The sequence below is a fragment of the Amycolatopsis sp. La24 genome (assembly GCF_029087445.1).
Taxonomy (GTDB): Bacteria; Actinomycetota; Actinomycetes; order Mycobacteriales; family Pseudonocardiaceae; genus Amycolatopsis; species Amycolatopsis nivea.
Map to the genome: position 1 here is coordinate 301,810 of NZ_JARACH010000002.1, position 24,128 is coordinate 325,937.

Below are 24,128 nucleotides of genomic sequence, written 5' to 3' on the forward strand. Positions count from 1 at the left end.
CGCTTTGTCGGCGTGGGACGGAGGACGAACCGGCGGATGTCCGCTCCTGGACACTTGGTGTTCGACAGCGACGACTTGGAGCGCACGGAAGAATTCCTCTCCAAGTCCTACGCCCCGATGCGCATCGGCAGCGGAGGCCGCGCCGCGGGCGCCCACATCACCCGGGTCGCCTCGGACAGCGTCAGCGCCGACCAGCTGGACCTGCACTTCGAGATGAGCTACGACGTCAGCCCGCTCGGCCGGATCTGCCTCTGCGACATAGAGACCGGAACCATCGAAGACCACCGGCCGGCCAACTGGTCCGAACCCGCCGACTTCGGCCCCGGAGACCTGTTCTCCTTCGCCCCGCCAGACCGCCCGTACTCCGGCCGGATCTGCCGGGCGCGCTACAGCATCACCATGCTCGACCCAGACGTGCTGGCCCGCGTCGCCGGAGTCGAAAAGCCCGTCGAACTGCTCGACCACAACCCAGTGTCCGCCGCCGGTGCCCAGCACCTGCGGGCCGCCATCACCTACGTGCGGGACCAGGTCCTCTCCGCACCGGACATCGCCGAGCACCCACTGCTGGTCAGCACCGCCACACAGCACCTCGCCGCGGCTGTCCTCGCGGCCTTTCCCACGACTGCGCTGGACGAACGCGCCGGCACCTCACTCGACGCACATCCGGCAGCTTTGCGCCGCGCTGTGGCGTTCATCGAAGCGAATCCCGAACGCGACCTCACGGCCACCGACTTGGCCCAGGCCGCGGGTGTCTCCGCACGGGCGGTGCAGCTGGCGTTCCGACGGCACCTGGATACGACCCCGATGGCTTACCTGCGACGGGTGCGTCTTGACCATGCACGAGCTGAGCTGAGGGCTGCTACGCCGGGGGAGACGACGGTTACGCAGGTGGCGGCGCGGTGGGGGTATATGCGGCCTAGTGCGTTTACTGCGCATTATCGGGCTGCGTATGGAGAACTTCCTTCGCAGGCTCTTCACGATTGAACGGAATTCTTCGCGAATTACCTCATTGACGAACGCGCTGCCTCGTTATTCGATGTCTCATGTCTCCGGCTGCGTTCCGAGAAACGCCTGTGCCAGCGGGAATCTGAGGCTACGCTCGGCGTTCGGGGAGACGCATGGGGCAGCCGCGGGGTGGGGATGGCCAGTCGTACGTGGAATGCGTTCACAGTGCCTGGGTTCCGGGTGGTGTGGGTCGCGGGTGTTTTGTCGACGGCGGGGGATCAGCTCGCGCGGGTCGCGCTGACGATTTTGGTGTTCCAGCGAACGGGGTCCCCGGCGTGGAGTGCCGCGACGTACGCGTTGTCGATGTTGCCCGCGTTGTTGTCCGGAGCCCTGCTGTCGTGGCTGGCTGACCGGTTCCCGCGGCGGCGGGTGATGGTGGTCTGCGATCTTGTCCGGGCGGGGCTGGTCGCGCTGATGGCCGTGCCGGTGGTGCCGTTGCCGTTGCTGGCGGTCTTGCTGGTGCTGGTGCTGGTGCAGTTGGCGGAGGCCCCGTTCTCGGCGGCGCAGGGCGCGGTGTTGCCGGAGTTGCTCGGCGGCCGGTACGAGGCGGGCCAGACGGTGCAGCAGGTGACGAACCAGTTGTGCCTGGTCGCCGGTTTCGCCGCCGGCGCGCTGGTGGTCACCGGGGTGGGGCCGCATACCGCGCTGGCGATCGATGCGGTCACCTTCGCCGTGTCTGCGGCTCTCCTTCGCGTCGCACTGGGTCCGCACGTGCCGCCGGTGTCTCTGCCCGGCGACGCCCTCGCTTCACGGTGGCGTCGTTCCTGGCGTCAAGTCGCCGGAGGGGCTGTCGCCGTGTTCGGAGATCGTCGGCTCGCGACCCTGCTGTGGCTGGGTTGGCTGGCGCTGTTCACCGTCGTCCCGGAAGGGCTCGCGGTGCCGTTCGCTCAGGAAATCGGTGTCGGCGGGGGATGGATCGGGGTGCTGCTCGCGGCCGAACCCGCCGGAGCCGTCGTCGGGGCGGTGCTGCTGAGGTTGGTGTCCCGGCGAACGCGGCTGCGGGCGTTGGGGCTGCTCGCGATCGGCACGTCAGTGCCTCTGCTTGGCTATTGGTCCGGTCCCGGCCTCGTTCCGGCGCTGGTGCTGTTGTTCGGATCGGGGCTGTGCTCGGCCTACCAGGTCACCGCCGGAGCCACGTTCGTGCAGCTTGTCCCGCCCGACGTCCGAGGCCGCGCGCTGGGGTTCGCCCGCACCGGCATGGTCGCGGGCCAAGGCCTCGGCATCGTCCTCGGCGGGCTGCTCGCCCAGTTCACCGGGCCAGCCACGGCGATCGCGGCGGCGGGGACCGCGGGAGCGCTGGTCGCGCTCGCCGCGGCTGCCGTCTGGTCCCGCCGGGAGCCCCAGGCGATCAGCGCCGTTCTTCCCGCGGAGTCCTGAACATTCGTCGTCACCAGCCCTTGTCGCGCATAGTTGACGCCTCCCTTCGCGGCTCACCGGGTACGGGACACCTGACGGCGGGATGCGGAAAACCGCACCCTGTTTGTGCGGCGCACACCATTATCGGCATCGTGCTGGCTGCTTAGGGTTCCGGCGTGCTCGAAAAATTGATCGATGTGCCACGCAGGGTCGTCGCGGGGATAGCCGCTCTACTGGTTCTTGCCGCCGCTTTGTCGTTGACTGTTCTGTCCGAGGGCAGCGTCCAGCAACCTGTTCCCGCGTCGGCGCCCGGGCAGCAGTTCAGTGCCGAGCGGGCGATCTCCCATCTCGAGCGGTTCGCCACCGAACCGCGTCCACTGGGCAGTCCGGCCAGTGACCGCGCCAGGGATTACCTGACCCGACAGCTCCGGTCGGCGGGTTTCGCGGTGGAGATCCAGCACTCGGTCGGCTCACGATCGGCGGCGGGACTCGCGACCTTCGGCAGGGTCGAGAACGTGGTGGCCACGCTGCCCGGCCGGGACTCCACCGGAGCGGTTGTGCTCGCGGCCCACTACGACTCCGCTGCTGCCGGACCTGGTGCCTCTGACGACGGCGCCGCGGTCGCCGCCATGGTGGAGATCGCGCGGACGCTCGGCGGACAGGGACGGCTGCGCAACGACTTGGTGCTGTTGTTCACCGATGGCGAGGAGGACGGACTGCTGGGGGCCAACGCGTTCGTCAGGGAGCACCCCTTGGCTCGCCGGGGCGGCGTGGTGCTCAACTGGGAGGCGCGAGGGGTCAGCGGACCGTCGCTGATGTTCGAGACGTCGAGGGGCAACTCGGGGCTGGTCTCGTTGTTCACCGACGCCGTGCCCCATCCGCGGGGTGACTCGTCGATGGTCGAAATGTACCGGATGCTGCCGAACAACAGTGACTTCACCGCGCTGTCGCAAGCCGGCTTCACCGGGCTGAACTCCGCTTACGTTGAAGGGGCGTCTCGCTACCACACCGCCGACGACTCCATCGCCAACCTCGATCGCGGCAGCCTGCAGCACCTGGGCGAGAACATGCTCCGTCTCTCCGCCGCGTTCGGTGGCGCCGACCTGCCCGCACTCGCCTCCGGCCGCGACGCGACCTACTTCCGGATCTTCGGGACGATGATCACCTACTCCGACGCCCTGGTCTGGCCGATCGCGATCCTGGCGGTGTTGCTAGTGGCGGCCGTGGTGCTGATCGCGCGGCGGCGGCGGTTGGCGAGCGTGCCGCGGATGCTTCTCGGTGCAGCGTCCGCGGTGCTGCCGTTGGCTTTGTCGGCGTTGCTAGGGCAGGGCTTGTGGACCGTCCTGGTAGGACTGCGACCCGGTTACGACGCGATGGGCGGTTTGCTTCACCGCCCGCTGGCCTACCAGGCGGCTCTCGCCACCCTCTCCGGGCTGGCGTTGCTCGGCTGGTACCTCTTGCTGCGACGCCGGCTCGGGCCGGCCGCGCTCGCGATCGGCGCGATGATGTGGCCCGCCGCGCTCGGCGTGGTCTGCGCGGTGTCGGCGCCGGGAGCGTCCTTCCTCTTCGCACTGACGGCGATGTCCGGTGCGCTCGGCCTGCTTCTCGCGTCGCTGCCGGTACGGTTCGCGGCCTGGCCCGTCGTCGCGGTGACCCTCGGGTCACTGATCCCCACGGCGCTGCTCCCGCTGCTGGCCCGCAACGCCTTCATCGGAATGGGACTGGCACTCGCCGGTGTCGGGACGGTATGTCTGACCCTGTTCGGCCTGACCCTGCTGCCGATCGTCGAATTGTTCTTCCCCAGCCCTGCCCGCGGCGTCGGCAGGCGTATCGCCATGGCAGTGCCGCTCACCGCGACGGCGCTGGCAGTGGGCCTGGTCGGTGCGGGACTCGCCGTCGACCGTTTCGACGCGCGGCACCCCGAGCGCACACACCTCGCTTACGTACTGAACGCCGACACGGGCACCGCTGCCTGGGTCAGCGGGGAGGACGAACCCACCGCGTGGACCGGCAAGCACGTGAACAGCCGCGACCTCACTGCCCTGCCGCCCGGCTACGCTCGCGGCAGATTGTGGACCGGTGCCGCCAAGCCGATGGCCGCAGCAGGGCCGGAGGTCTCGGTACTGGCCCGCGACGGGGACACCCGCACGGTGCACGTGACGTCCAGGCGTGGGGCCACGTCGTTGACGCTCCGAATTGATCACCAGATCATCGAAGCAACCGCGGCCATACCGGGGGCGGCACCGGTGACCGTGACCGTCGCCGGAACGCGAGCCAACACCTGGCCGGCGGAGATCCGTTTCCGTGACCTGCCACCCGGCGGAGTCGACATCACCTTGCGCACACCAGGCGCCGACCACGTCCGGATCACCGCTGTCGACGAGACCTTCGGCCTCGCCGACGCACCGGGATTCCAGCCGAGGCCCCCCGGAGTGGTCGCGTCGACCCGTGAGGACGGCGATCTCGTCGCGGTGGCACGGAGCTATGAAATCTGATGAAACGACATCACGCTCGAGTGCATCGCGATGGGCCACAGCATGTCCGCGTGGGGAACTCTGGTGCCTGCACAATTGGCAAAAAAGGTCTGGTGGCAATTTTATGACGCGTTGTCGCGCGCGGAAAAGCCTAGTTTGGCCGCGGTGGCGACGACTTCATCTGGCTGACGTCCCACAACTTCCGGAAGACGACGGCGACCGCGCTGGACGACGCGGGCATCCCGCCCGGCTGATCGCGGGTGTCGACGCCGCAGGACAACGACCTGAAGCGAAAGGCGGTCGACCCGGTCACGGCGATGGCCCCGGAAGGGCTGCTGGACAACCCGGCCCAAAACCGGGGAGCTGATCTCGCTCGGTCTCGACCGGATAGCCGCTGACCTGGGATTTTGGTGGGCCGCCTGGGGCTCGAACCCAGAACCTACGGATTAAAAGCCCGCGGGTTCGATCGCGGCGATCTTGAAACGGGCTTCGATTGCAGGGCTTCTACCTGCGGTTTTGGCGACTTCAAGATCATGTTTGCGGTTGCTAACGGGCAGTCTGGGCTCCGTTATGTCTCCGTTCTTCCTGCTGTGCTCAAGCGGGTCCGCGACACGGGTTGACCTGGGGTTTTGCCTCGTTCGCGCGGGGGTTCGATGTCTGGCATTACCGTCTGACCGAACGGACGAAGGCAGGCGTGTGGAGGTTGATGGGTGGATACGAATGTCGTACCGCTGGGCGAGCGCATTCTGCGGTCCGTTCTGAATCACGTCGTCGCGAATGGTGATGCGGCGGAGACGAGCTATCTCGAAGCCAAGAGCACCGTGGACATCGCCTCGAAGCCGGGGCTGGTGAAGATCGCCAAGTTTCTCCTGGCCTGCGCGAACCGGCTGCCCGAGGATGCGGCCCGGCACTTCAAGGGCTACGCCGTGCTGGTGATCGGCGCGCAGCAAGGCGAGGCGGGTGGTGTCGCTCGCGGTGCGGAGCCCCACGAGCTCGCGGACCGGCTCCGGCCCTACCTGGGTGCGACGTTCCCCGGCTTCGAGTTCGGCCGGATCAGCGCGGACGGCGATCGGGAGGTGCTATTCGTCATCGGGCTGCCACCCGAGGACGGGCAACCGATCTACCCCTGCCACAAGGCGTACGGCGTGCCCGGAGAAGACCAGCTGGCCGATGGCGCGATCTACGTTCGCGATCACAGCAACACCAGGACCGCGAACGCCGGCGAGATCATGGCGCTGACCGACCGGGCTCGCGGTGTCCCGCGGCCTCCGATCACCCTCGACATCGACCTCCTCGGCTCCATCAGCCGGGTGGACCGGGTCGCGGAGATCCTCGACCGGCTGTATGACCTCGAAGAGCAGCAATACCTCGAGCCGCCGTCGAAGGAGAAGACGTCGCCGCTGCCTGGCTATGTCCCACCGGGACTGTTCGGCGACACGGTGACGCCGACGACCGAGGATCGGGCCGCGCGGCTGGACGCATGGAGGCAAGCGCGCCCGACGCACATCGAGGCAGGCCGTGCACACTTGTTCGGCGTAGCCCTCGACGGTGTGGGAGTGCGCGTGGTCAGCCGGGACCGGTTCGTCGCCAGACCGGAAATCGTCCTGACCTTCCACAACTGCGAGATCGCCGACTTCGACGAGCGTGACGAGGCGGACTTGTCGCGGCTGGTCGAGCCGGTCCGGGGGCGCGAGACTTCGCACTGGAGCGTGCTCGATTCGGTGGCTTCGCGGATAACCCCGCGCGGCTACCCAGTGGACTGGGCACAGCGCGGCGCGAACGCCGAGGTAACGCTCACACCGGAGTCGTTGCGGCCGAACGTGGAGTGGCGCACTGAAGTGGACGACTACGTGCTCGTGGCCCGCGACCCGCAGGCCACCTCCGTGCGCGTGACCTGGGTGCTCACCGAAGACAGCAGCGACCTGACAACCCAGGGCGAGATGGCCGTCCCCGCCGGCCCGCTCGTGGACGCCGCCGAACTGGTCAAGACGGCCTTCCTGAACGAGCACTGACACTCGATCCGCACGCGGACCTGCATGCGCCGGTCCGAACCCCGGACGCACGCCTCCCGGATAAGCGGGTGATCACCGCGCCCGGTCGGGCTGCGAAAGGATGGTGGCATGGAACACCTGTATTGGGATCTCGGCCCGTGCGTGGGTGCCACGTCCGTCGAGGTCGAATTGCGCGGAGTTCCTGCCAGGGTGTGCCTGATGGATGTCGAGGAGTACCAGGCTTACCTCGACGGCGAGGAGTACGAATACCACGGCGGTTACTGGGAAAGCAGCCCCACGATCCTCGATGTGCCTTACGACGCTCGCTGGTACCTCGTGGTCGATGGTTACGACGGACGGATCACCGCCACGGTGACGAAACTCGTTGACTGACGCCCTGACACTTTCGGTTAACGCGGGCCGCGGCGTTCGTCAACGGCGGCGCCGGGCCAGAGCAGGCTGCCGAGCCGTGCACCGAGGACGATGCCGATGCCGGTGGCGAATCCTGTGACAAGCCCGTCCCACGGCAGTTGAGGCTGTCGCTTCGAGCGGGATGTGGCGCGGCGCTGCGTGAGGCGCCCGAGGTTGCCGGTGTTCTCGGGCCGAACCGGGATGTCGCCTTCGCCCAGCCGAGGGAGTCGGTGCACGTGGTCGGCGGCTGCCGCGAGGCCGGCGGCGACCGGTTGTCCTTGCCAGACAAGGACTTCGAGAGTCGAGGCGTCGGCGTCGCCGAGTACGGCGAAGGCGTGATCGCCGGAGCAGACGGTGAAGCGGGTGCAGCCGTCGGCCTGCATCCGCCGCGCGTGCGCGAGCAGGGCGAGTTCGGCGGCGTCGGGTCCGGGCGTGACGCGCAGGGGTGCGACGCCGAGCGCCGCCAGGGTGGAGGCGGTGGCGTCGTCGGCGTCCTCGATGCAGGCGTAGGCGGCGACGGCGTGGTGCCACGGCCCGGCGGCGTCGAGCAGCGCGGTCATCCGGCTGCGCAAGGTTCGTCGCTTGGGCCGAAACCCCACCACGTTTTCCAGATCGACCAGCACGACCCGATCTGTCGGCAACATGCTCAGATCATTTCCGCTTCGGCTTGCGCTTTTTCTTTCCCTGCTTGGGTTTCGCGCCTACCGGTTGGGTTCGACGGTCGCCAATGAGATCCCGCCCGCCATTCATGTAGGAGGTGAGCTTGCCCTCCCAGCAGTTCGACAGCTCGTAGGCCAGTCTGGTTCCGTGCTCGCACGCGACGCGGTCGTCCGGTGCGGTGGCGTTCTCGGCTGCTTCGGGCAGCAGGGTGTTCAGTTCGAGCGCGAGCGCGAGAATGCCGCTGCGAACACTCCCAGCCGGCGACATGTCGGGGACCGCGAGTGGGTCGTCGAGTTGGTCGGCGTTGCTCGTCGGCTGGTAGCCATCGGGGACCAGGCCGCTGATGTTCTCCACCACGAAGTCGGTGTAGGGCATCGACGGTGCTCGCCGCATCAGCACGGCGACGGCCTCGAACACCGGCGTCGCGTTGCGCGCGAGCACGGCGTCCTCGTCGTTGTCGCAGCGCAGCATGCGGCCGGCGGCCTCGGCGGTGCCGAACCCGTGCCACGCCGCCAGAAGCACGGCCGGCGTGTCCGCAGGCTCGGTCATCCGCAGCCGTGCGACGCACTCCGCGATCAGTTCCAGCGCACTGGGCTTGTGGCGAGCACCAGCTTCGGTTTCGGTCACGTCAACGACCGTAGCCAGCCACGGTGCGGACACCAACGGGTGATCGGGCAAGCCTCACGCCAACTCGTGCGGGCATCGGCCTGACGGGAAGGGCGAGGGGACCGGAGCGGCGATCAGGAACGCGCCGCCCCGGCCTTCTCGTGTGTCCGGTAGTCGCCCCGCGTGGTCGAACACCACCACTGGTTCGGCTTACTGCCAGACGACGGTGATGGGGTGATGGGGGCGGTCGAGGAAGAACCGGCCGCGCGTGGGGTCGGAGGTGTCGGTGCCGTCGGCGGGGATCTCGAACCGGACGTCCCGGTGCCGGAAGTCCCGGTGCCAGGTTCGGATCTCGTCGGCGACGCGGGCCGCCAGTTCGCCACCGTGGGGGCCGTGCCCGATGACGCCGGTTTCGGTGAGTTCGTGGCCGTCGCTGTCGTGGCCGCCGGGACGTTTGGCGAGGTAGGCCAACTCGCCGTCGCCGGGTACGGCCATCCCGGTGCGGAACATCGGGGTGATGCGGCCGGAGTCGATCGCGGTCTGCTCCGCGGGCATGCTGCGCAGGCCGCCGGGTAGCGCGCAGGTGAGCCAGAGGTACATCCACTCCAACGATTCCATCCGGGCGAAAGTGACCCCGGTCCACATCTCGCTGCGGGGCTGGTCGAGCACGCCGGTCAGCCGTTCGGGGGCGAAGGGCTGGTCCTGGTGGGATTGGAGGGTGACGGTGTTGTCGCCGGTCAGGTCGATCCGGCTGCGGGGGTCGTCGGCGATGCCGCCGCGCAGCGGGACGAAGCCGCACATCGCGTGTTCGGCGCTGCGCCAGCCACCGTCGGGGTCCCGCTCAAACGCGATCGAGCGCGACACGCTTCCGCGAATCCGCAGGGGTATCACCAGCCGCCCGCCGGGTGCCAGCTGGGAGAGCCCCCACTGGCCGCCTTCGGCGAGAAGTGGGAGGCCCGCTACCCGGCGATCATCAGGCTGTGGGAGAACGCGTGGGCCGAGTTCGTGCCGTTTCTCCAGTTTGACAAGGAAATCCGCACGGTGGTGTGCACCACGAACGCGATCGTTATCTTGAGCCCGCTGGCCTGTGTCGTCCATGTTGGACACGAGGAGGTGAGAGCCGGGCGACTGCGTGCTGGACGTGCTTATCTGCCGCCGTCCATCACGCGGATCTTCCGGAGGAGCAATGCTTGTTCAGCGGGTCGTTTCACCCGCCTCGCCGCTGGAGTCGTGGACCGTTCTGGGCGATGACGACGCCCCGGTCGGCCCGATCGAGCGGTATCTGGCCTATCTGACCGACATCGAGCGGTCCCCGAACACGATCAAGGCTTACGCCCATGACTTGAAGGACTGGTTCGCCTTCCTCGACGGTCGCGGCGTGGACTGGCGGGAGGTGCGGCTGGAAGACATCGGCGAGTTCGTCGCGTCTACCCGGCCAAGAAGGCGCTCGCTGCCGTCATGGCCAAGATCAAGACGACCTGCCGGAAGAACACGAACCAAACGCTCGCAGTCCTGCTGCTCCAGCTCAACCGGATGCTGCGGGGCTGGACCGCGTACTTCAAGTACGGATGCTCGAACGCGACCTTCAGCTACCTACGGTCATACTTGTGGAAGGAGATCGTCCGGTGGCAGAAACGCAAGCATCGACGCACCCCATGGAAGCAACTGCGTCGACGCTACGGCATCTGGCCCGCCGATGGCGATATTGGGCTGTTCGACCCCGCCAGGGTACGCGCGAAGCGCTACTACTACCGGGGCGCGCGCATCCCGTCGCCATGGCCGAGCGTCGCATGAGACCAACACGATCCCGCCGGGACTTGTGGAGAGCCCGGTGCCGGGACAACTGGCACGCCGGGTTCGGGAGGCGGCTCGGAGAAACCCACCCGCGGCAACGCGGGCACGGCGCTCCGAGCCGACCTCACTGATCCGTGTGCGGGTGTGAGGCCCGCGCCGCCGGTCCGTCGCAGCGGAGCGGTAGGAGCTGGGGGCAGCCGGGTCCGGTGAGACGACTGGACCGGGTGGAAAGCAGCCCCGACAACGACGGGAGGCACCGACACCAACGTCATGCCCCGCAACACGACGGCCCTGGTCACGACGTCGGCGACGGTCGGTTGGCGCATCTCGTGCCTCTCGATGCGGTCCACTCAGTGCACAATAGGATTTCAGACTTGCTAAGGTTAGCAAGTGTTGAACATGATGCCGTGGTGGCGCGTGCGTGAGGAGGAGCGTCCGTGAGCAGACCCCTCTACCAAGCGAAGGCCGAGTTCTTCAAGACCCTGGGCCACCCCGCGCGGATCCGGGTGCTGGAGCTGCTGAGCGAACGCGAACATGCCGTGGCGGAAATGCTGCCCGAGGTGGGGATCGAAGCGGCGAACCTGTCCCAGCAGCTGGCCGTGCTGCGCCGCGCCGGGCTGGTCGTGACCCGCAAGGAAGGCTCCACTGTCTACTACTCGCTGACCAGCCCGCACGTCGCGGAGCTGCTGCGGGTCGCGCGGCAGATCCTGACCGGTGTGCTCACCGGGCAGATCGAGCTGCTCGACGACCTGCGCGCTCCGGCCGGGTCGGCAGGGCCGCCTCCGCCGACGTAGGACTCGCGGAGCGCATGAGCCGCGGTCCACTGCGCCTGGTCCTCTGCTCAGTCGCCCAGGCGGACTGGACCGCACCCTTCTTGAGAACGACAGTCAGGAGCAGCGTGTGCTGAGCTTGTGGCGCAAGATCCGCCGGACCGGCCGGGTGGCCGAGCCCGCGCCACCTCGACCGAGCGGTGACATGCCCGCGGCCGCCGCTGCACTGGGCGGTTCGGTGCAGGTGCGGCACGTGGACGCCGGCTCGTGCAACGGGTGCGAGGTGGAGATCGGGTCGGCGTTCGGGCCGGTCTACGACGCCGAACGCTATGGCGCGCGCCTGGTCGCCTCGCCGCGCCACGCGGATGCGTTGCTGGTGACGGGGCCGGTGACGCGGAACATGGCGGCACCGTTGCGGCGCACCTACGAGGCGACCCCCGCGCCCCGGCTCGCGGTCGCGGTCGGGGATTGCGCCCGGAACTGCGGCGCGTTCGCTGGGGCTTACGGGCTGGCCGGTGCGGTGTCGGACGTGGTGCCGGTGGATCTGGAGATCGCGGGATGCCCGCCGCGGCCGGAGGCGATTGTCGAGGGATTGCGGAAGCTGACCGGTCGATGAACGTCGCTGCTGTCGGCTTCGGTGCGGCCATGGTGGTAGGGGTGCTCGGCACCGTTGCGGCGTTGGTCGTGCCGCAGCGGGTGCGCTCGGCGGTGGTGGGTGTCGGTACGGCGTTGGCCGGGGCCGCCGGTGTGACGGCGGGTGCCGCCGCGATGGCCGGTCAGGCGTTTTCCCTTGCCCTGCCGGGGGTGCTGCCCCTGTCCGGTGTCTCGTTCACGATGGACGGGCTGGGCGGCCTGTTCATGGCGGTCACCGGTGGCGTCGCGGTCGCCGCCGGGATGTACGGCATCTCCTACACCCGGCACGGCCTCGATTCCCGGCTGTTCCAGGCCGTGTTCCCGGTGTTCGTGGCGGCGATGCTGCTGGTGCCGGTCGCCTCCAGCGCGGGCACGCTGCTGGTGTGCTGGGAACTGATGGCGGCCACCTCGCTGCTGCTGGTGCTCGCCGAGCACCGTCGCCGCCCGGAGGTGGCGCGGGCGGGCCGCTGGTACGCGGTGATGACCCACCTCGGGTTTGTGACCATCCTGATCGGGCTTCTGGTGCTGGCCGGGCACGCCACCGGCGACTCGTTCCCGGCGCTGCGCGAGGCCGCCTCGCACCTGCCGCCCGCGACCGCGGGGCTGGTTTTCGTGCTGATGTTCGCGGGTTTCGCGTCGAAGGCCGGGATCGTGCCGCTGCACGCGTGGCTTCCCCGCGCTCATCCGGAGGCGCCGAGTCATGTGTCGGCGTTGATGTCGGCGGCGATGGTGAACCTCGGGGTGTACGGGATCGTGCGGATCGGGTCCGACCTGCTCGGCGGCGGCCCGCGGTGGTGGTGGCTGCTGGTGCTCACGCTCGGCGCGGTCTCGGCGGTGTACGGGATTCTGCAGGCCGCGATGGGGACCGATCTGAAGCGGCTGCTCGGGTACTCCACGACGGAGAACATGGGACTGGTCCTGGTCGGTGTCGGCGCGTCCGGCTTGTTCGCCGCGTCCGGTGACCACGTGCTGGCGGCGCTGGCGTTGAGCGCGGCGTTGCTGCACGTGATCGGGCACGCGGCGTTCAAGACCCTGCTGTTCCTCGCGGCCGGGTCGGTGCTGCACGCGACCGGCAGCCGCGACCTCGACGCGCTCGGTGGCCTGCGCGCCACGATGCCGGTGACGACGGCGGCGTTCGGGTGGGGCGCGCTGGCGGCGTCGGCGTTGCCGCCAGGGACGGCGTTCGTGTCGGAGTGGCTGCTGCTGCAAGCCCTGATCCACGGCCTGCCCACATCGGGCGTCGCGACGGCGATCGCGATGCCGCTGGCGGTCGCGGCGGTCGCCTTGACCGCCGGGCTGGCGGTGGCGACGTTCGTGAAGGCGTTCGGCGTCGGGTTCCTGGCCCGGCCCCGCAGTACCGCCGCGGAGAACGCGCACGAGAGCCCACCGACGATGCTGGCCGGGATGGGAGTGGCCGCCGCGGTCAGCGCGGTCCTGGCGGTCGCGCCCGCCCTCGTGCTGCCCAGTATCGCCACGGCTGCCAGCACGGCGCTGCCCTCGGCGGGGCCGGCGGTGACCGGAGCGGTCACGATGCGGCTGGCCGGGATCACCGGTGCCCTCTCACCGCTGATGCTCACGCTCGCGCTGCTGGCCGCCGTGCTCGTGGCGGCCGGGGCGGTGCGGCTGGTCGCAACCCGGCGGGCACGGCGGGCCGCCCGGTTGTGGGACTGCGGCGCCGGGCCGATGTCGGCGCGGATGGAATACACCGCGACCTCGTTCGCCGAGCCACTGCAGCGGGTGTTCGACGACGTCGTGCAGCCCGAAACCGACGTCGACGTCACGCACCACCGCGAATCCGCCTACCTCGTGCAAGCCGTGGAGTACCGGCGCCGCGTACCCGACCGGATCGAACGCCGCCTCTACCAGCCTGTGCTGACCGCGGTGTCCGCGTGGGGCCGGGTGGGACGCAGGCTGGCGACCGGGAGCGTGCACCGGTACCTCGGCTACGGCTTCTACACCGTGTGCGCCGTCCTGGTCCTGCTGGCGGTGACCCGGTGAGCGCGCTCGGGATCGTCGGCGGGGTGCTGCAGCCAGTCGTCGTGGTGGCCGCGTCCCCGGTGCTGGCCGGGGTAATGCGACAGGTCCGGGCCAAGCTGGAAGGCCGCGCCGGCGCAGGGATCGGACAGCCGTGGCGGGACCTGCGCAAGCTCTTCGGCAAGGAGCGAATCGCCCCGCGCGGCACGAGTGAGATTTTCCGGTTCGCGCCGCTGGTGCTGGTCGCCACGACACTGGTGGTCGCGGTGGTGGCGCCGTTCGCGACCACCGACTCCGCCGTGGCCGCGGTGGCGGACCTGTTCGCGGTGGTCGCGCTGCTCGCGCTGGGCACGGTCGCGCTGGCACTGGCCGGGCTGGACACCGGGACCGCGTTCGGCGGGATGGGCGCCAGCCGCGAGATGACGATCATCGCGCTGGTCGAGCCCACGTTGCTGGTGGCGATCTTCGCGCTGTCGGTGCGGGTCGGGTCGACCAACCTGGCCTCGATCGTCACCTCGACCCTGCACGACCCGGCGCGGGTGATCTCCCCGGCCAGCCTGCTCGCCGCGGTCGCGCTGATCGTGGTGATCGTCGCCGAGACCGGGCGGCTGCCGGTGGACAACCCCTCCACGCACCTGGAACTGACCATGGTGCACGAGGCCATGATCCTCGAATACGCGGGTCCGGACCTCGCGCTGGTCGAGCTCGCCTCGGCGATGCGGCTGACGGTGTTTCTCGGGTTGCTGGCGAACCTGTTCCTGCCCTGGGGCATCGCCACCACCGCCGCCCCGCTCGCGATCCTCGCCGGGGTGCTGGTGTGGGTGGTGAAGGTCGCGGTCCTGGGCACGGTACTGGCCGCCGGTGAGGTGTTCCTGGCGAAGCTGCGCCTGTTCCGGGTTCCCGAACTCCTCGCGGGGTCGTTCCTGCTCGCCCTGCTCGCGGTCGCCGCGTCGTTCTTCCTGGCCTGAATCGTGAATAGGCGAGTTGGTCTGTCAAGCCGCCTCCGGGTTGTTGGGGGTGAGGGTGACGTGCTGGCCGAGTCGTTCGAGTTGCGCGACGAGTCGGCGGACGTGGGCGTGGTCGGGCAGTCGGCTGGTGAAGTAGTCGCCGCCGAGGTCGCGGTAGGGCTGGTGGCGGTCGAGGAGGTGGTAGGCGATGACGAGGATGGAGTGGGCGACGGCGACGGCGGCGCGGTTCTTGCCGCGGCGGCCGGAGAGGCGCCAGTACTGCGCGGCGAGGTAGGTGTTTTTGGTGCGGGCGGCGGCGTGCGCGGATTCCACGAGTGCGGAGCCGAGCCATTTGTTGCCCTTGCGGGTGTGTCCGGGCCGGTGTTTGCCGGCGGACTCGTTGTTGCCGGGTGCGAGGCCGGCCCAGGCCGCGAGCCGGTGGGGGGAACCGAACGCGGTCATGTCGCCGCCGGTTTCGGCGATGAGCACCTCGGCGTTGCGGCGGGCGATGCCGGGGATGGACATCAGCAGGTCGAGTTGCTCTTGAAAGGGTCGCAGCCGTTCGGCGATCTCGTGGCAAAGCCGGGCGACGGTGGCGTCGGCGGCGTCGATGCGGGCGAGCATTTCCCGCACGAGGACGGCGTGGTGGGCGTCGAAGCGTCCGCGCAACGCCTGCTGCAGGATCGGGGTTTTGCGGCGCATGCGTCCCTTGGCCAGGTTCGCCAGCGCCGCGGGGTCCCGCTCCCCGTCGATCAAGGCGGCGAGCATGGCCCGGCCGGAGACGCTGACGGTGCTGGAGGCGACCGAGCTGAGTTTGATGCCGGCGTCTTCGAGGATCTTCTCCAGCCGCTGCACTTCGCGGGTGCGTTCCTCGATGACGGTCTTGCGGTAGCGGGTCAGGTCGCGCAGTTCCCGGATCGGGGGCGGCGGGACGAACGACGGGCGGACCAGCCCGTGCTCGACCAGCTGGGCGATCCACTCCGAGTCTTTGACGTCGGTCTTGCGTCCCGGGACGGCCTTGAGGTGCCCGGCATTGAGCAGCCAGCACTCCAGCGCGTCTTCGAGCAGGTAGAACACCGGTTTCCAGTAGTCCCCGGTCGCTTCCATCCCCGCGACCTCGACACCTTCGCCGAGCAGCCAGTCGCGCAGCGCGAGCACCTGATCGGTCATCGTCGCGAACGTGCGCGTCTCGGTCCTGCGGCGCTTGCCCTGCCCGGGCGTCCGGATCGTGACCGCCATCGTCTTTTTGCCGATGTCGATCCCCGCGCATCGCTGGATCACCACGTCCATCGCCTCGGCTCCTTCCGACGCAGTCGCGCCGTCCGGAGGAGCCTGTCGACAACGAGTCTGAATCACGCGCTCATGGCAGCACTACCGGGTACCGCAGGCTCCCGCGTCCCACTGACATTCGAGCACCCGGCATCAAGGCCACACGACGTCGCCGGACGACCCACACATTCTCACCCCTACCGAGCGACCCGGCCACGGGTCATGGAGCACTGACATGAAAGGACTTCGTCGAATGTCCGCTGAGGACTGGCTTCGTGAGTGACACCGCGTATGTGCAAGCGCTGGATCTGGCGTGTGGTGCGCTGCTGCTGACCGCGGTGCTCATCGTGTGGCGCCGCGAACTCGCGGTCATCATCCGGGTGTTCGCCGTTCAGGGACTGGCCTTGACGGCCCTGGTGGCGGTGCTGGCCGTGCACGAACGCTCGGTCGAACTGGGGTTCGTCGCGGCCGGGATCGCGGTGTTGCGGGTCGGTGTCCTGCCGTATCTGCTGCGCCGGGCGCTGGTGAAGGCCGGTGCGGCGCGGCGGGAAACCCGGCCGCTGGTCAACGTGGCCGCGTCCCTGCTGTCGGTGGCGGTGCTGACGATGCTGGCCTATGCGGTGTCGCAGCCGCTGATTGCGTTGGCGCCCTCGGCGGCGACGCAGGCGATCCCGGTCGGAATGACGGTGGTGCTGATCGGGTTCTTCGTGCTCGTCACCCGCCGCCGCGCCCTGTCCCAACTGGTCGGGTTCTTGTTGATGGACAACGGGATCACCGCGGTCGGGTTCCTCACCACCTCCGGTGCCGGCCTGGTCGTGGAGCTCGGGGTGTCCCTCGACGTGCTGCTGGCGGTGCTGGTGCTGCAGATCCTGGCGTCTCGGATGTGGGAGACCTTCGGCACCGCCGACCTCGACGAACTGCGGGAGCTACGCGACTCATGACCGCCGCCGTACTTTCTCCCGGAGGCGGTATGAACACCGCCTTGGTCCTCGCCCCGATCGTCGTGCCACTCCTCGGTGCCGCGGTGTACCTGCTGGGCGGGTGGCGACCAGCCACCCGATGGATCAGCGCCGGCTCCTCCGCCCTCGTGCTGGCTGCCGCGATTATCACGGCCGCCGCCGTGTCGGGGTCCGGGCCGCGCACGGCGCTGGCCGGGCTGATCCGGGTCGACGCGTTGTCGGCATTCATGCTGATCGTGATCGGCTCGGTCGCGCTGCTGGCGACCGCCGCGACCCCGGCGTACCTGCGCGGCGAAATCGACGCGGACCGGGCAACCGCACGCACCGCCGCCCGGCACAGCGTCCTGGTGCAGGTGTTCCTCGCCGCGATGGCCCTGGCGGTGCTGGCCGCGAACCTCGGCGTGCTGTGGGTCGCGATCGAAGCCACCACCATCGTCACCGCGTTCCTCGTCGGGCAACGACGCACCCGGACCGCGATCGAAGCGGCGTGGAAGTACGTGGTGATCTGCTCCACCGGCATCGCGCTCGCCCTGCTGGGCACGTTCCTGCTCAACTTCGCCGCCCAGCACGCCCCCGGCACGCCGGGCCTGGACCTCGCCGCGCTCGCCCACACAGCGCACAGCCTCGACCCGGGCGTGACGCGGATCGCCGTGGTGCTGCTCATCCTCGGGTTCGGCACCAAGGCCGGACTCACACCGCTGCACGCGTGGCTGCCCGACGCGCACAGCCAAGCCCCGGCGCCCGTGTCGGCGCTGATGTCCGGGGTGCTGCTGTCGGTGGCGTTTTACGCGATCCTGCGGGTCAAGGTCATCGCCGACGCCGCGCTGGGCACCGGGTTCACCCGCGCCGTGCTGATCGTCATGGCCTTGGCGTCCCTCGCGGTGGCGGCGTCGCTCCTGTTGGCGCAGCGGGACTACAAGCGGATGCTGGCCTACTCCAGCATCGAACACCTCGGCCTGGTCGCCCTCGGCGCCGCCGTCGGCAGCCCACTGGCACTGGCCGCTGCCCTGCTGCACGTCCTCGGTCACGGCCTGGCCAAGGCGGTGCTGTTCCTCGGTGCCGGGCGGCTGCTGCAGACCACCGGCACCAGTCGTATCGACGGTGTCCGCGGGCTGGCCGCGCGGCAACCCGTGCTGGCCGGGTGTCTGGGATTCGGGGTCCTCGCGTTGATCGGGCTGCCGCCGTTCAGCATCTTCGCCAGTGAACTGGGCATCGCCCGGTCCGGTTTCGCGGCGGGGCTCGGCTGGGTGACCGCTGCCGCGCTGCTCGTGGTGCTGGTGATCGCCGCTGCCCTGATCGGGCACACCAGCCGGATGCTGCTGGGCGCACCGCCGGACGGGCCGGGCGCGGCCACCGCTACCCGGCCGCTGCCGATCACGGTCGCCGTCGTCTTGACGGCCGGGCTGGTGGCATGTGCGGCCCTCGGTATCGCCGCTGGACCGCTGACCTCGTTGTTGCACACCGCCGCTACCGCCGTCACGGGGGCACCATGACCAGCGCGCCGTCGTCGTCGTTCAGCAGCGCGGCCGGATATCGCCGCACTGCCCGCACCATCGCCGCCGCCGAGCTACCGGAGCGGGCGCAGGCGTTACTCGAGCACGGACACCGCCTCGCGCTGGTCGCCGGACACGACGACGGCGACACGCTGCGAGCGGTGTACCTGTTCACCGCGACCGGCCCGGAGCGGCGCGTCGAACTACACGTCCGGCTCGATCCCGCCGACCCGCGGGTGCCCAGCCTGGCCGGGTTGTCCTTCGCGGCTGGGCGGTTCGAACGCGAGATGCGCGACCTGTTCGGCATCGTGCCCACCGACCACCCGCTGCCCCGTCGTCTGGTCCGCCACTTCCACTGGCCGGCTGGCTGGTACCCGATGCTGAGCGACGCTGGCGAACCCCCCGAGTTCGGCGACGTCGACGGCCCGTACCCGTTCCGCACCGTCGAAGGAGACGGCGTCTACGAGATCCCGGTCGGCCCGGTGCACGCCGGGATGATCGAACCCGGCCACTTCCGCTTCTCCGTCGTCGGCGAGACCATCCTCAACCTCAAAGCCCGCCTCTGGTTCGTCCACAAAGGACTGGAGAAGCTGTTTCAGGGACGCCGCCCCGAGCAGGCGCTCGACCTCGCCGAACGCGTCAGCGGTGACGCCGCCGTCGGGCACACCCTCGCGTTCTGCCACGCCGTCGAAGACGCATGCGGCATCCCGGTCTCCGAGGACGCCAACCGGCTGCGGGCGATCCTGCTGGAGCTGGAACGGCTCTACAACCACGTCACCGATCTCGGCGCGCTGTGCAACGACGTCGGCCACGCCATCCTCAACACCCACGCCCAGCGCGTCCGCGAACAACTGCTGCGGATCAACGACGACGTCACCGGGCACCGGCTGCTGCGCGGCGCGATCCGGCCCGGCGGCACGCGCGTCCACACCCTGCCCGACCCCGATCAGCTGGCCGCGATCGGCGCCGACGTCGCCGAGATCGTCGACCTCGCCCTGGGCAACAGCGTTGTCGCCGACCGGTTCACCGGCACCGCGATCCTCACCACCACGCAGGCCACGGACCTGGGCACCCTGGGGTATGTGGCCCGCGCCAGCGGCCTGACCGTCGACGCCCGCCATGACCATCCGTTCCTGGACGGGGCGTTTCCCCGCGTCGAGCACGTCCGCACCGAGGGTGACGTGCTGTCGCGGTTCCTGGTGCGCGCCGAGGAGATCGCCCAATCGATCAGGGCGATCACCTACCTGGCGGGCGAGATCGACGACGGGCTCGCGTCCTTCACCTCGGGTCTCGGCCGGCTCAGCGGTGCCGCACGCTCAGGGGTGGGCATCACCGAGGGCTGGCGCGGCACCATCGTGCACCGCGTGGAGATCACCACTGACGGGACGCTGTCGCGGGTGAAAATCGTGGACCCCAGCTTCTTCAACTGGCCCGCCCTGCCGGTCGCGCTGGCCGACACGATCGTCCCGGACTTCCCGCTGACCAATAAGAGCTTCAACCTCTCCTACGCAGGTAACGACCTGTAGACGCACTCACCGTGCGTGGCGTGTCGACGTACGCACGGTGTGTGCATTCTCGCATAAGTTAAGACTTGCATACTTCTTTAACTGCATAGACGATAGAGAAGTCGGCGTGGACGGGGTACGGGCTCGCCCGCGTGGGCGTCGGGACGGAGAAAAGGCGAAGACGATGAGTGAGTTCGTGACAGTGCTGCGAGGTCGCGTCCAGGGCGCGCAGCAAAAGCTGGCCACCGCTCGGGAAGCCGGGCACGACTACGAGATCTACCTGCACATCGCCCGCATCAAGGATCTGCTCGACCTGGCCGAACGCCATGGCATCGACACCACCGACTGGATCGACCCCGCGGAACTGACCACAACAGAGGCCAGGGGATAGCAACCATGACGTCGGCTTCTTCTGCGGACTCCAAGGCCCAGCGGGTGGCGATCGTGTCCGATGGCAGCGCCCTGCCCAGCGGCACCGACCTGACAGCGACGCTACGTGACGGCGCTGAGCTGATCAGTGGCCTGGCCCGCGTTCCCGTCCGGCCGACCGTCATCCTCGCCTCCGACGCGGCCGGCCTCGCGGCAGGCATCCGGGCGTTGCCCGCCGATATCGGCGCGGTCCTGCTGACCCGGGTGGCCCCTGCGCGGGCCCGCGAGGTGCAGCGGGAGCTGCAGGACAGCCACGCGCGTCCGCTATTGACCGACGAGGACGTCACCGCGATCGCCCTGGCCGCCGCGGCAGTGGACTCGCTGGCCAAGGCGGGGCGGCGAGCCCACGGCAGCAGGGTGGTCCTTGCCGGAGCGCGGGACCTGCCTGTCCTCACCTCGCTGCTCATGGCCACCGGGGTCGACGACATCACCACCTGGAACTCCTCCGACGCCACGATCTTTCCCTTGCACAACATCGTCTTCGGCGCCGACCTCGTGATCGACCTCATCGGGGAGCTGCCCTCCAGCGCGACCAGGCGGCTCGGCGGGCTCACCGTGATCACCCGCGAGGACACCGGCGCGGCACCGTACGCGGCGGCCGGGCTCCTGGGAGCCGCCGTGTACGCACCCGGCCTGGCCTTCGACGTCGAGATTCTCCGCGCGTGCGCCATCGCCCTCACCGACATCCCACCGTCGGGCAGGTCCGTGCCCTTCGTCAAAGGCATCGCCGTGACCCGCCTCGTCACCGACGCGGTAACCAGCGTCTTTCACACCCAACCCTCCCGCTGACCAACACCGGGAACCGCAACACAGGAAGCGGCACCATGACCACCTCGACGGACAACCGCCCAGCCGGTGCCATCCCTGGACTGGATCACGCACCCACCACCCATCACGCTCTGCTGGCGTGGGTGCACGAAGTCGCCGAACTCACCACGCCCGAGAAGGTGGTGTGGTGCGACGGCTCCGACGACGAATGGCGCCGCCTGACGATCTCGCTGGTCGAGGCCGGCACGCTGGTCCGCGTCCCGCAGAAACCCCACTCCTTCCTCGCCACATCGGACCCGCGCGACGTCGCGCGGGCCGAGGACCGCACGTACATCTGCTCCGAGAACGCCGACGACGCCGGGCCCACCAACAATTGGATGGACCCGGTCGACATGAACATCATCATGACCGAGCTCTACCGGGGCAGCATGAGCGGACGCACGATGTATGTGCTCCCGTTCTGCATGGGCCCCCTCGCCGAGGAGAACCCGAAACTCGGCGTGGAGATCACCGATTCCGCCTACGTCGCCGTCTCCATGCGGCTGATGACCCGCATGGGCGCCATGGCGCTGGAGAAGTTCGGTGAGGACGCCGACTTCGTGAAGGCCCTGCACTCGGTCGGCGCCCCGCTCAAGCCCGGCCAGGCCGATGTGGCGTGGCCGTGCAGCGACGTCAAATACATCACGCACTTCCCCGAGGACCGCACCATCTGGAGCTACGGCTCCGGCTACGGCGGGAACTCCTTGCTGGGCAAGAAAAGCTACGCTCTGCGGATCGCGTCGGTCATGGCCCGCGACGAAGGCTGGCTCGCCGAGCACATGCTCATCCTCAAACTCACCTCACCTGCAGGCGCGGTCCACTACGTCGCCGCCGCGTTCCCCAGCGCCTGCGGCAAAACGAACCTCGCCATGCTGCAACCGACCCTGCCCGGCTGGAAAGCCGAGACCCTCGGCGACGACATCGCCTGGATGCGCTTCGGCGACGACGGCCGCCTCTACGCCGTGAACCCCGAATTCGGGTTCTTCGGCGTCGCCCCCGGCACCGGCTACCGCACCAACCCGGTCGCGATGCGGATGGTCGAGCAGGGCAACACGATCTTCACCAACGTCGCGCTCACCGACACCGGCGACGTCTGGTGGGAAGGCATGACCGACACCGCGCCGGAGCACCTCACCGACTGGCAGGGCCGCGACTGGCACCCCGACTCCACCGAGCCCGCTGCCCACCCCAACTCCCGGTTCTGCACCCCCATCCAGCAGTGCCCGAGCATCGCCCCGGAATGGGACGATCCCGCCGGGGTGCCGATCTCGGCGATCCTGTTCGGCGGTCGCCGCGCCTCCACCATCCCGCTGGTGACCGAGTCCCGGCACTGGCAGCACGGCGTGTTCCTGGGCGCCACCCTCTCCTCGGAAACCACCGCTGCCGCCACCGGCGAGGTCGGGGTGGTGCGCCGGGACCCGATGGCCATGCTGCCCTTCACCGGCTACCACGTCGGCGACTACTTCGCCCACTGGCTGAGCCTCGGCGAGCGTGCTGATCCTGCGAAACTCTCGCGGATCTTCGGAGTCAACTGGTTCCGCCGCGGCGAGGACGGCCGATTCCTGTGGCCAGGGTTCCGGGAGAACTCACGAGTCCTCGCCTGGATCCTCGGTCGCATCGAGGGAACCGCCGACGCGACCGACACGCCGCTGGGGGCCGTGCCGACGGCTGGCGACCTCGACCTGACCGGCCTGGACATCAACCCCGCCGATGTCGACGAGGCCCTCACTATCGACCCGGCCGAGTGGTCAGCCGAACTCGACCTGATCCGCGACTGGTTCGCCACCGTCGGCGACAAGCTGCCCACGGCCCTGCGCGAGGAGTTCGACGCGCTGACCCGGCGCCTGGCATAACGCCCCACGATCCCGCGGGCGGAGCCGTCGGCGGCTCCCCGCTCGGCTCCGCCCGCGGTTCCACCACCTGCCACGCGTCTACTGGAGACAACGGATGAGAGCCGCCACACCGACCCCGATCGCCACTGGCGTCGCTCCGGGCAACAGGTTGCCGGGAGAGGTGACCAAGCGGCTCATGTTCTTCGCCGGCGGCGCTCACCCCGCCCTGGCTCAGCACATCGCGGACGAACTGGGCGCGTCGGTAACCCCGCAGACCGCGCACACCTTCGCCAACGGCGAGACCTTCGTGCGCTTCGACAAGTCCGTTCGCGGCTGTGACGCCTTCGTCCTGCACACCGCGACCGGACCGCTCAACACGGCGCTCATGGAACAGCTGATCATGATCGACGCGCTCAAACGAGCCAGCGCGAAACGCATCACCGTGATCTGGCCCTTCTACCCCTACGCCCGCCAAGACAAGAAACACCGAGGACGAGAACCCATCTCCGCCCGGCTCGTCGCCGACCTGCTCACCACCGCCGGCGCCCATCGCATCATCACCGTCGACCTGCACACACCCCAAGCCCAAGGGTTCTTCGACGGCCCCGTCGACCACCTCCTGGCGCAACCACTGCTCGCCGAGCACGTCCGGCGGCGCTACCAGGACTCGGCCATCACCGTGGTCGCTCCAGACGCCGGACGCGTCAAGCTCGCCGAAACCTGGGCCGACCTTCTCGGCGGGCAACCCATCGCGTTCATCCAGCACCGGAAATCCCTCCACGCCGAACATCCCGACACCGGCCAGCTCGTCGGCGACGTCGCAAACCGGCTGTGTGTAGTCGTGGACGACATGATCGACACCGCGACCACGATGGTCGGCGCCGCCCGACTCCTGAACGCCGCAGGTGCCGCTGGCGTCATTGCCGCTGCCACCCACGGCGTGCTTTCGGGTAACGCCGCTGCGCGCCTGAGTTCTAGCGGAATCCGGGAAGTCGTCCTCACCGACACCCTCCCCATTCCAGACGACAAGCACTTCACCCAGCTCAGCGTGCAATCCATCGCCCCCCCTGCTGACTCGCGCTATTGACGAAGTCTTCTCTGACGGATCGGTGACCAGCCTGTTCAACGCCGGTAACTGACCGGCGGGTTCCGAACGTAGCGACGCAACAGCGGGGAGTCGTTCATCGGCCGGGGTCGGGGCGATGGGCGTAGG

The 24,128-nt window shown here is 69.2% G+C and carries 20 protein-coding genes and 3 pseudogenes; 19 read left to right on the forward strand and 4 right to left on the reverse strand.

What is annotated here, in order from left to right; all coding sequences use genetic code 11:
- Window positions 1-36 precede the first annotated feature (36 nt).
- The 5 genes from PUT80_RS05080 to PUT80_RS05100 all read left to right on the forward strand — a co-directional run bounded on the left by PUT80_RS05080 (window position 37) and on the right by PUT80_RS05100 (window position 7,219).
- A complete protein-coding gene (locus PUT80_RS05080; RefSeq protein ID WP_275291250.1) occupies window positions 37-984 on the forward strand; it encodes a helix-turn-helix transcriptional regulator in 948 nt (315 codons plus the stop codon).
- A 156-nt stretch (window positions 985-1,140) separates the two neighbouring features.
- The gene (locus PUT80_RS05085) at window positions 1,141-2,382 is read left to right on the forward strand and encodes an MFS transporter (RefSeq protein ID WP_275291251.1); all 1,242 of its coding nucleotides are present in this window, start codon (window positions 1,141-1,143) and stop codon (window positions 2,380-2,382) included.
- Window positions 2,383-2,537: 155 nt separating this feature from the next.
- A complete protein-coding gene (locus PUT80_RS05090; protein ID WP_275291252.1) occupies window positions 2,538-4,856 on the forward strand; it encodes a M20/M25/M40 family metallo-hydrolase in 2,319 nt (772 codons plus the stop codon).
- A gap of 689 nt (window positions 4,857-5,545) precedes the next feature.
- Window positions 5,546-6,847 (forward strand): hypothetical protein, encoded by a 1,302-nt coding sequence (locus PUT80_RS05095; protein ID WP_101436392.1) that lies wholly within the window; start codon window positions 5,546-5,548, stop codon window positions 6,845-6,847.
- A gap of 108 nt (window positions 6,848-6,955) precedes the next feature.
- On the forward strand, window positions 6,956-7,219 hold the full coding sequence (locus PUT80_RS05100) for a DUF1883 domain-containing protein (RefSeq protein WP_101436391.1): 264 nt from the start codon (window positions 6,956-6,958) through the stop codon (window positions 7,217-7,219).
- 17 nt (window positions 7,220-7,236) lie between these two features.
- Here the strand turns inward: PUT80_RS05100 and PUT80_RS05105 are convergent, their stop codons facing one another.
- From PUT80_RS05105 to PUT80_RS05115, 3 genes are all read right to left on the reverse strand, one after another.
- Entirely contained in the window at window positions 7,237-7,860 is a 624-nt protein-coding gene (locus PUT80_RS05105) for a hypothetical protein (RefSeq protein WP_143271398.1), read from the reverse strand.
- A 28-nt stretch (window positions 7,861-7,888) separates the two neighbouring features.
- Complete coding sequence (locus tag PUT80_RS05110; protein ID WP_143271397.1) at window positions 7,889-8,524, reverse strand: hypothetical protein; 636 nt, start codon at window positions 8,522-8,524, stop codon at window positions 7,889-7,891.
- A 189-nt stretch (window positions 8,525-8,713) separates the two neighbouring features.
- Window positions 8,714-9,367, reverse strand: a complete 654-nt coding sequence (locus PUT80_RS05115) for a hypothetical protein (RefSeq protein ID WP_183123704.1) — start codon at window positions 9,365-9,367, stop codon at window positions 8,714-8,716.
- A gap of 72 nt (window positions 9,368-9,439) precedes the next feature.
- Here PUT80_RS05115 and PUT80_RS05120 point away from each other — a divergent pair.
- The 7 genes and pseudogenes from PUT80_RS05120 to PUT80_RS05150 all read left to right on the forward strand — a co-directional run.
- Window positions 9,440-9,580 (forward strand): annotated as a pseudogene (locus PUT80_RS05120) (transposase); the annotation flags it as partial.
- A gap of 109 nt (window positions 9,581-9,689) precedes the next feature.
- Window positions 9,690-9,929: pseudogene (locus PUT80_RS05125) on the forward strand (site-specific integrase); the annotation flags it as partial.
- Window positions 9,930-9,961: 32 nt separating this feature from the next.
- Entirely contained in the window at window positions 9,962-10,297 is a 336-nt protein-coding gene (locus PUT80_RS05130) for a group II intron maturase-specific domain-containing protein (protein ID WP_101436388.1), read from the forward strand.
- 437 nt (window positions 10,298-10,734) lie between these two features.
- Window positions 10,735-11,091, forward strand: coding sequence for a metalloregulator ArsR/SmtB family transcription factor (locus PUT80_RS05135; protein WP_101436387.1), 357 nt, complete (start codon window positions 10,735-10,737; stop codon window positions 11,089-11,091).
- A gap of 106 nt (window positions 11,092-11,197) precedes the next feature.
- Complete coding sequence (locus PUT80_RS05140; protein WP_208637361.1) at window positions 11,198-11,683, forward strand: oxidoreductase; 486 nt, start codon at window positions 11,198-11,200, stop codon at window positions 11,681-11,683.
- Complete coding sequence (locus PUT80_RS05145; RefSeq protein ID WP_101436386.1) at window positions 11,680-13,698, forward strand: proton-conducting transporter membrane subunit; 2,019 nt, start codon at window positions 11,680-11,682, stop codon at window positions 13,696-13,698. Before PUT80_RS05140 ends, PUT80_RS05145 begins: the two co-directional genes overlap by 4 nt.
- Window positions 13,695-14,642 carry an NADH-quinone oxidoreductase subunit H gene (locus PUT80_RS05150; protein ID WP_101436385.1) on the forward strand — a complete coding sequence of 316 codons (948 nt, stop codon included), beginning with the start codon at window positions 13,695-13,697 and terminating at the stop codon, window positions 14,640-14,642. The genes PUT80_RS05145 and PUT80_RS05150 overlap by 4 nt, the downstream gene beginning before the upstream one ends.
- A 24-nt stretch (window positions 14,643-14,666) precedes the next feature.
- Here the strand turns inward: PUT80_RS05150 and PUT80_RS05155 are convergent, their stop codons facing one another.
- Window positions 14,667-15,911 carry an IS110 family transposase gene (locus PUT80_RS05155; RefSeq protein ID WP_101436384.1) on the reverse strand — a complete coding sequence of 415 codons (1,245 nt, stop codon included), beginning with the start codon at window positions 15,909-15,911 and terminating at the stop codon, window positions 14,667-14,669.
- Window positions 15,912-16,165: 254 nt separating this feature from the next.
- Between PUT80_RS05155 and PUT80_RS05160 the strand changes: the two genes are divergently transcribed.
- From PUT80_RS05160 to PUT80_RS05190, 7 genes and pseudogenes are all read left to right on the forward strand, one after another.
- Entirely contained in the window at window positions 16,166-16,831 is a 666-nt protein-coding gene (locus PUT80_RS05160) for a hypothetical protein (RefSeq protein ID WP_101436383.1), read from the forward strand.
- Window positions 16,832-16,860: 29 nt separating this feature from the next.
- The gene (locus PUT80_RS05165) at window positions 16,861-18,342 is read left to right on the forward strand and encodes a proton-conducting transporter membrane subunit (protein WP_101436382.1); all 1,482 of its coding nucleotides are present in this window, start codon (window positions 16,861-16,863) and stop codon (window positions 18,340-18,342) included.
- Window positions 18,339-19,868 (forward strand): NADH-quinone oxidoreductase subunit C, encoded by a 1,530-nt coding sequence (locus PUT80_RS05170; RefSeq protein WP_101436381.1) that lies wholly within the window; start codon window positions 18,339-18,341, stop codon window positions 19,866-19,868. The genes PUT80_RS05165 and PUT80_RS05170 overlap by 4 nt, the downstream gene beginning before the upstream one ends.
- Window positions 19,869-20,031: 163 nt before the next feature.
- Complete coding sequence (locus PUT80_RS05175; RefSeq protein ID WP_101436380.1) at window positions 20,032-20,238, forward strand: hypothetical protein; 207 nt, start codon at window positions 20,032-20,034, stop codon at window positions 20,236-20,238.
- Window positions 20,239-20,243: 5 nt separating this feature from the next.
- On the forward strand, window positions 20,244-21,065 hold the full coding sequence (locus tag PUT80_RS05180; RefSeq protein ID WP_101436379.1) for a hypothetical protein: 822 nt from the start codon (window positions 20,244-20,246) through the stop codon (window positions 21,063-21,065).
- 35 nt (window positions 21,066-21,100) lie between these two features.
- Window positions 21,101-22,936, forward strand: a complete 1,836-nt coding sequence (locus PUT80_RS05185) for a phosphoenolpyruvate carboxykinase (GTP) (protein WP_101436378.1) — start codon at window positions 21,101-21,103, stop codon at window positions 22,934-22,936.
- A gap of 175 nt (window positions 22,937-23,111) precedes the next feature.
- Window positions 23,112-24,054, forward strand: a pseudogene (locus tag PUT80_RS05190) (ribose-phosphate diphosphokinase).
- Window positions 24,055-24,128: the final 74 nt, after the last annotated feature.

Excerpts from the sequence above, each read along its gene's own strand:
- PUT80_RS05165 (WP_101436382.1), top strand. The coding sequence starts at position 16,861 with ATGAACACCGCCTTGGTCCTCGCCCCGATCGTCGTGCCACTCCTCGGT.
- PUT80_RS05080 (WP_275291250.1), top strand. The coding sequence starts at position 37 with ATGTCCGCTCCTGGACACTTGGTGTTCGACAGCGACGACTTGGAGCGC.
- PUT80_RS05175 (WP_101436380.1), top strand. The coding sequence starts at position 20,032 with ATGAGTGAGTTCGTGACAGTGCTGCGAGGTCGCGTCCAGGGCGCGCAG.
- PUT80_RS05085 (WP_275291251.1), top strand. The coding sequence starts at position 1,141 with ATGGCCAGTCGTACGTGGAATGCGTTCACAGTGCCTGGGTTCCGGGTG.
- PUT80_RS05170 (WP_101436381.1), top strand. The coding sequence starts at position 18,339 with ATGACCAGCGCGCCGTCGTCGTCGTTCAGCAGCGCGGCCGGATATCGC.
- PUT80_RS05185 (WP_101436378.1), top strand. The coding sequence starts at position 21,101 with ATGACCACCTCGACGGACAACCGCCCAGCCGGTGCCATCCCTGGACTG.
- PUT80_RS05155 (WP_101436384.1), bottom strand. The coding sequence starts at position 15,911 with ATGGACGTGGTGATCCAGCGATGCGCGGGGATCGACATCGGCAAAAAG.
- PUT80_RS05130 (WP_101436388.1), top strand. The coding sequence starts at position 9,962 with ATGGCCAAGATCAAGACGACCTGCCGGAAGAACACGAACCAAACGCTC.
- PUT80_RS05145 (WP_101436386.1), top strand. The coding sequence starts at position 11,680 with ATGAACGTCGCTGCTGTCGGCTTCGGTGCGGCCATGGTGGTAGGGGTG.
- PUT80_RS05180 (WP_101436379.1), top strand. The coding sequence starts at position 20,244 with ATGACGTCGGCTTCTTCTGCGGACTCCAAGGCCCAGCGGGTGGCGATC.
- PUT80_RS05100 (WP_101436391.1), top strand. The coding sequence starts at position 6,956 with ATGGAACACCTGTATTGGGATCTCGGCCCGTGCGTGGGTGCCACGTCC.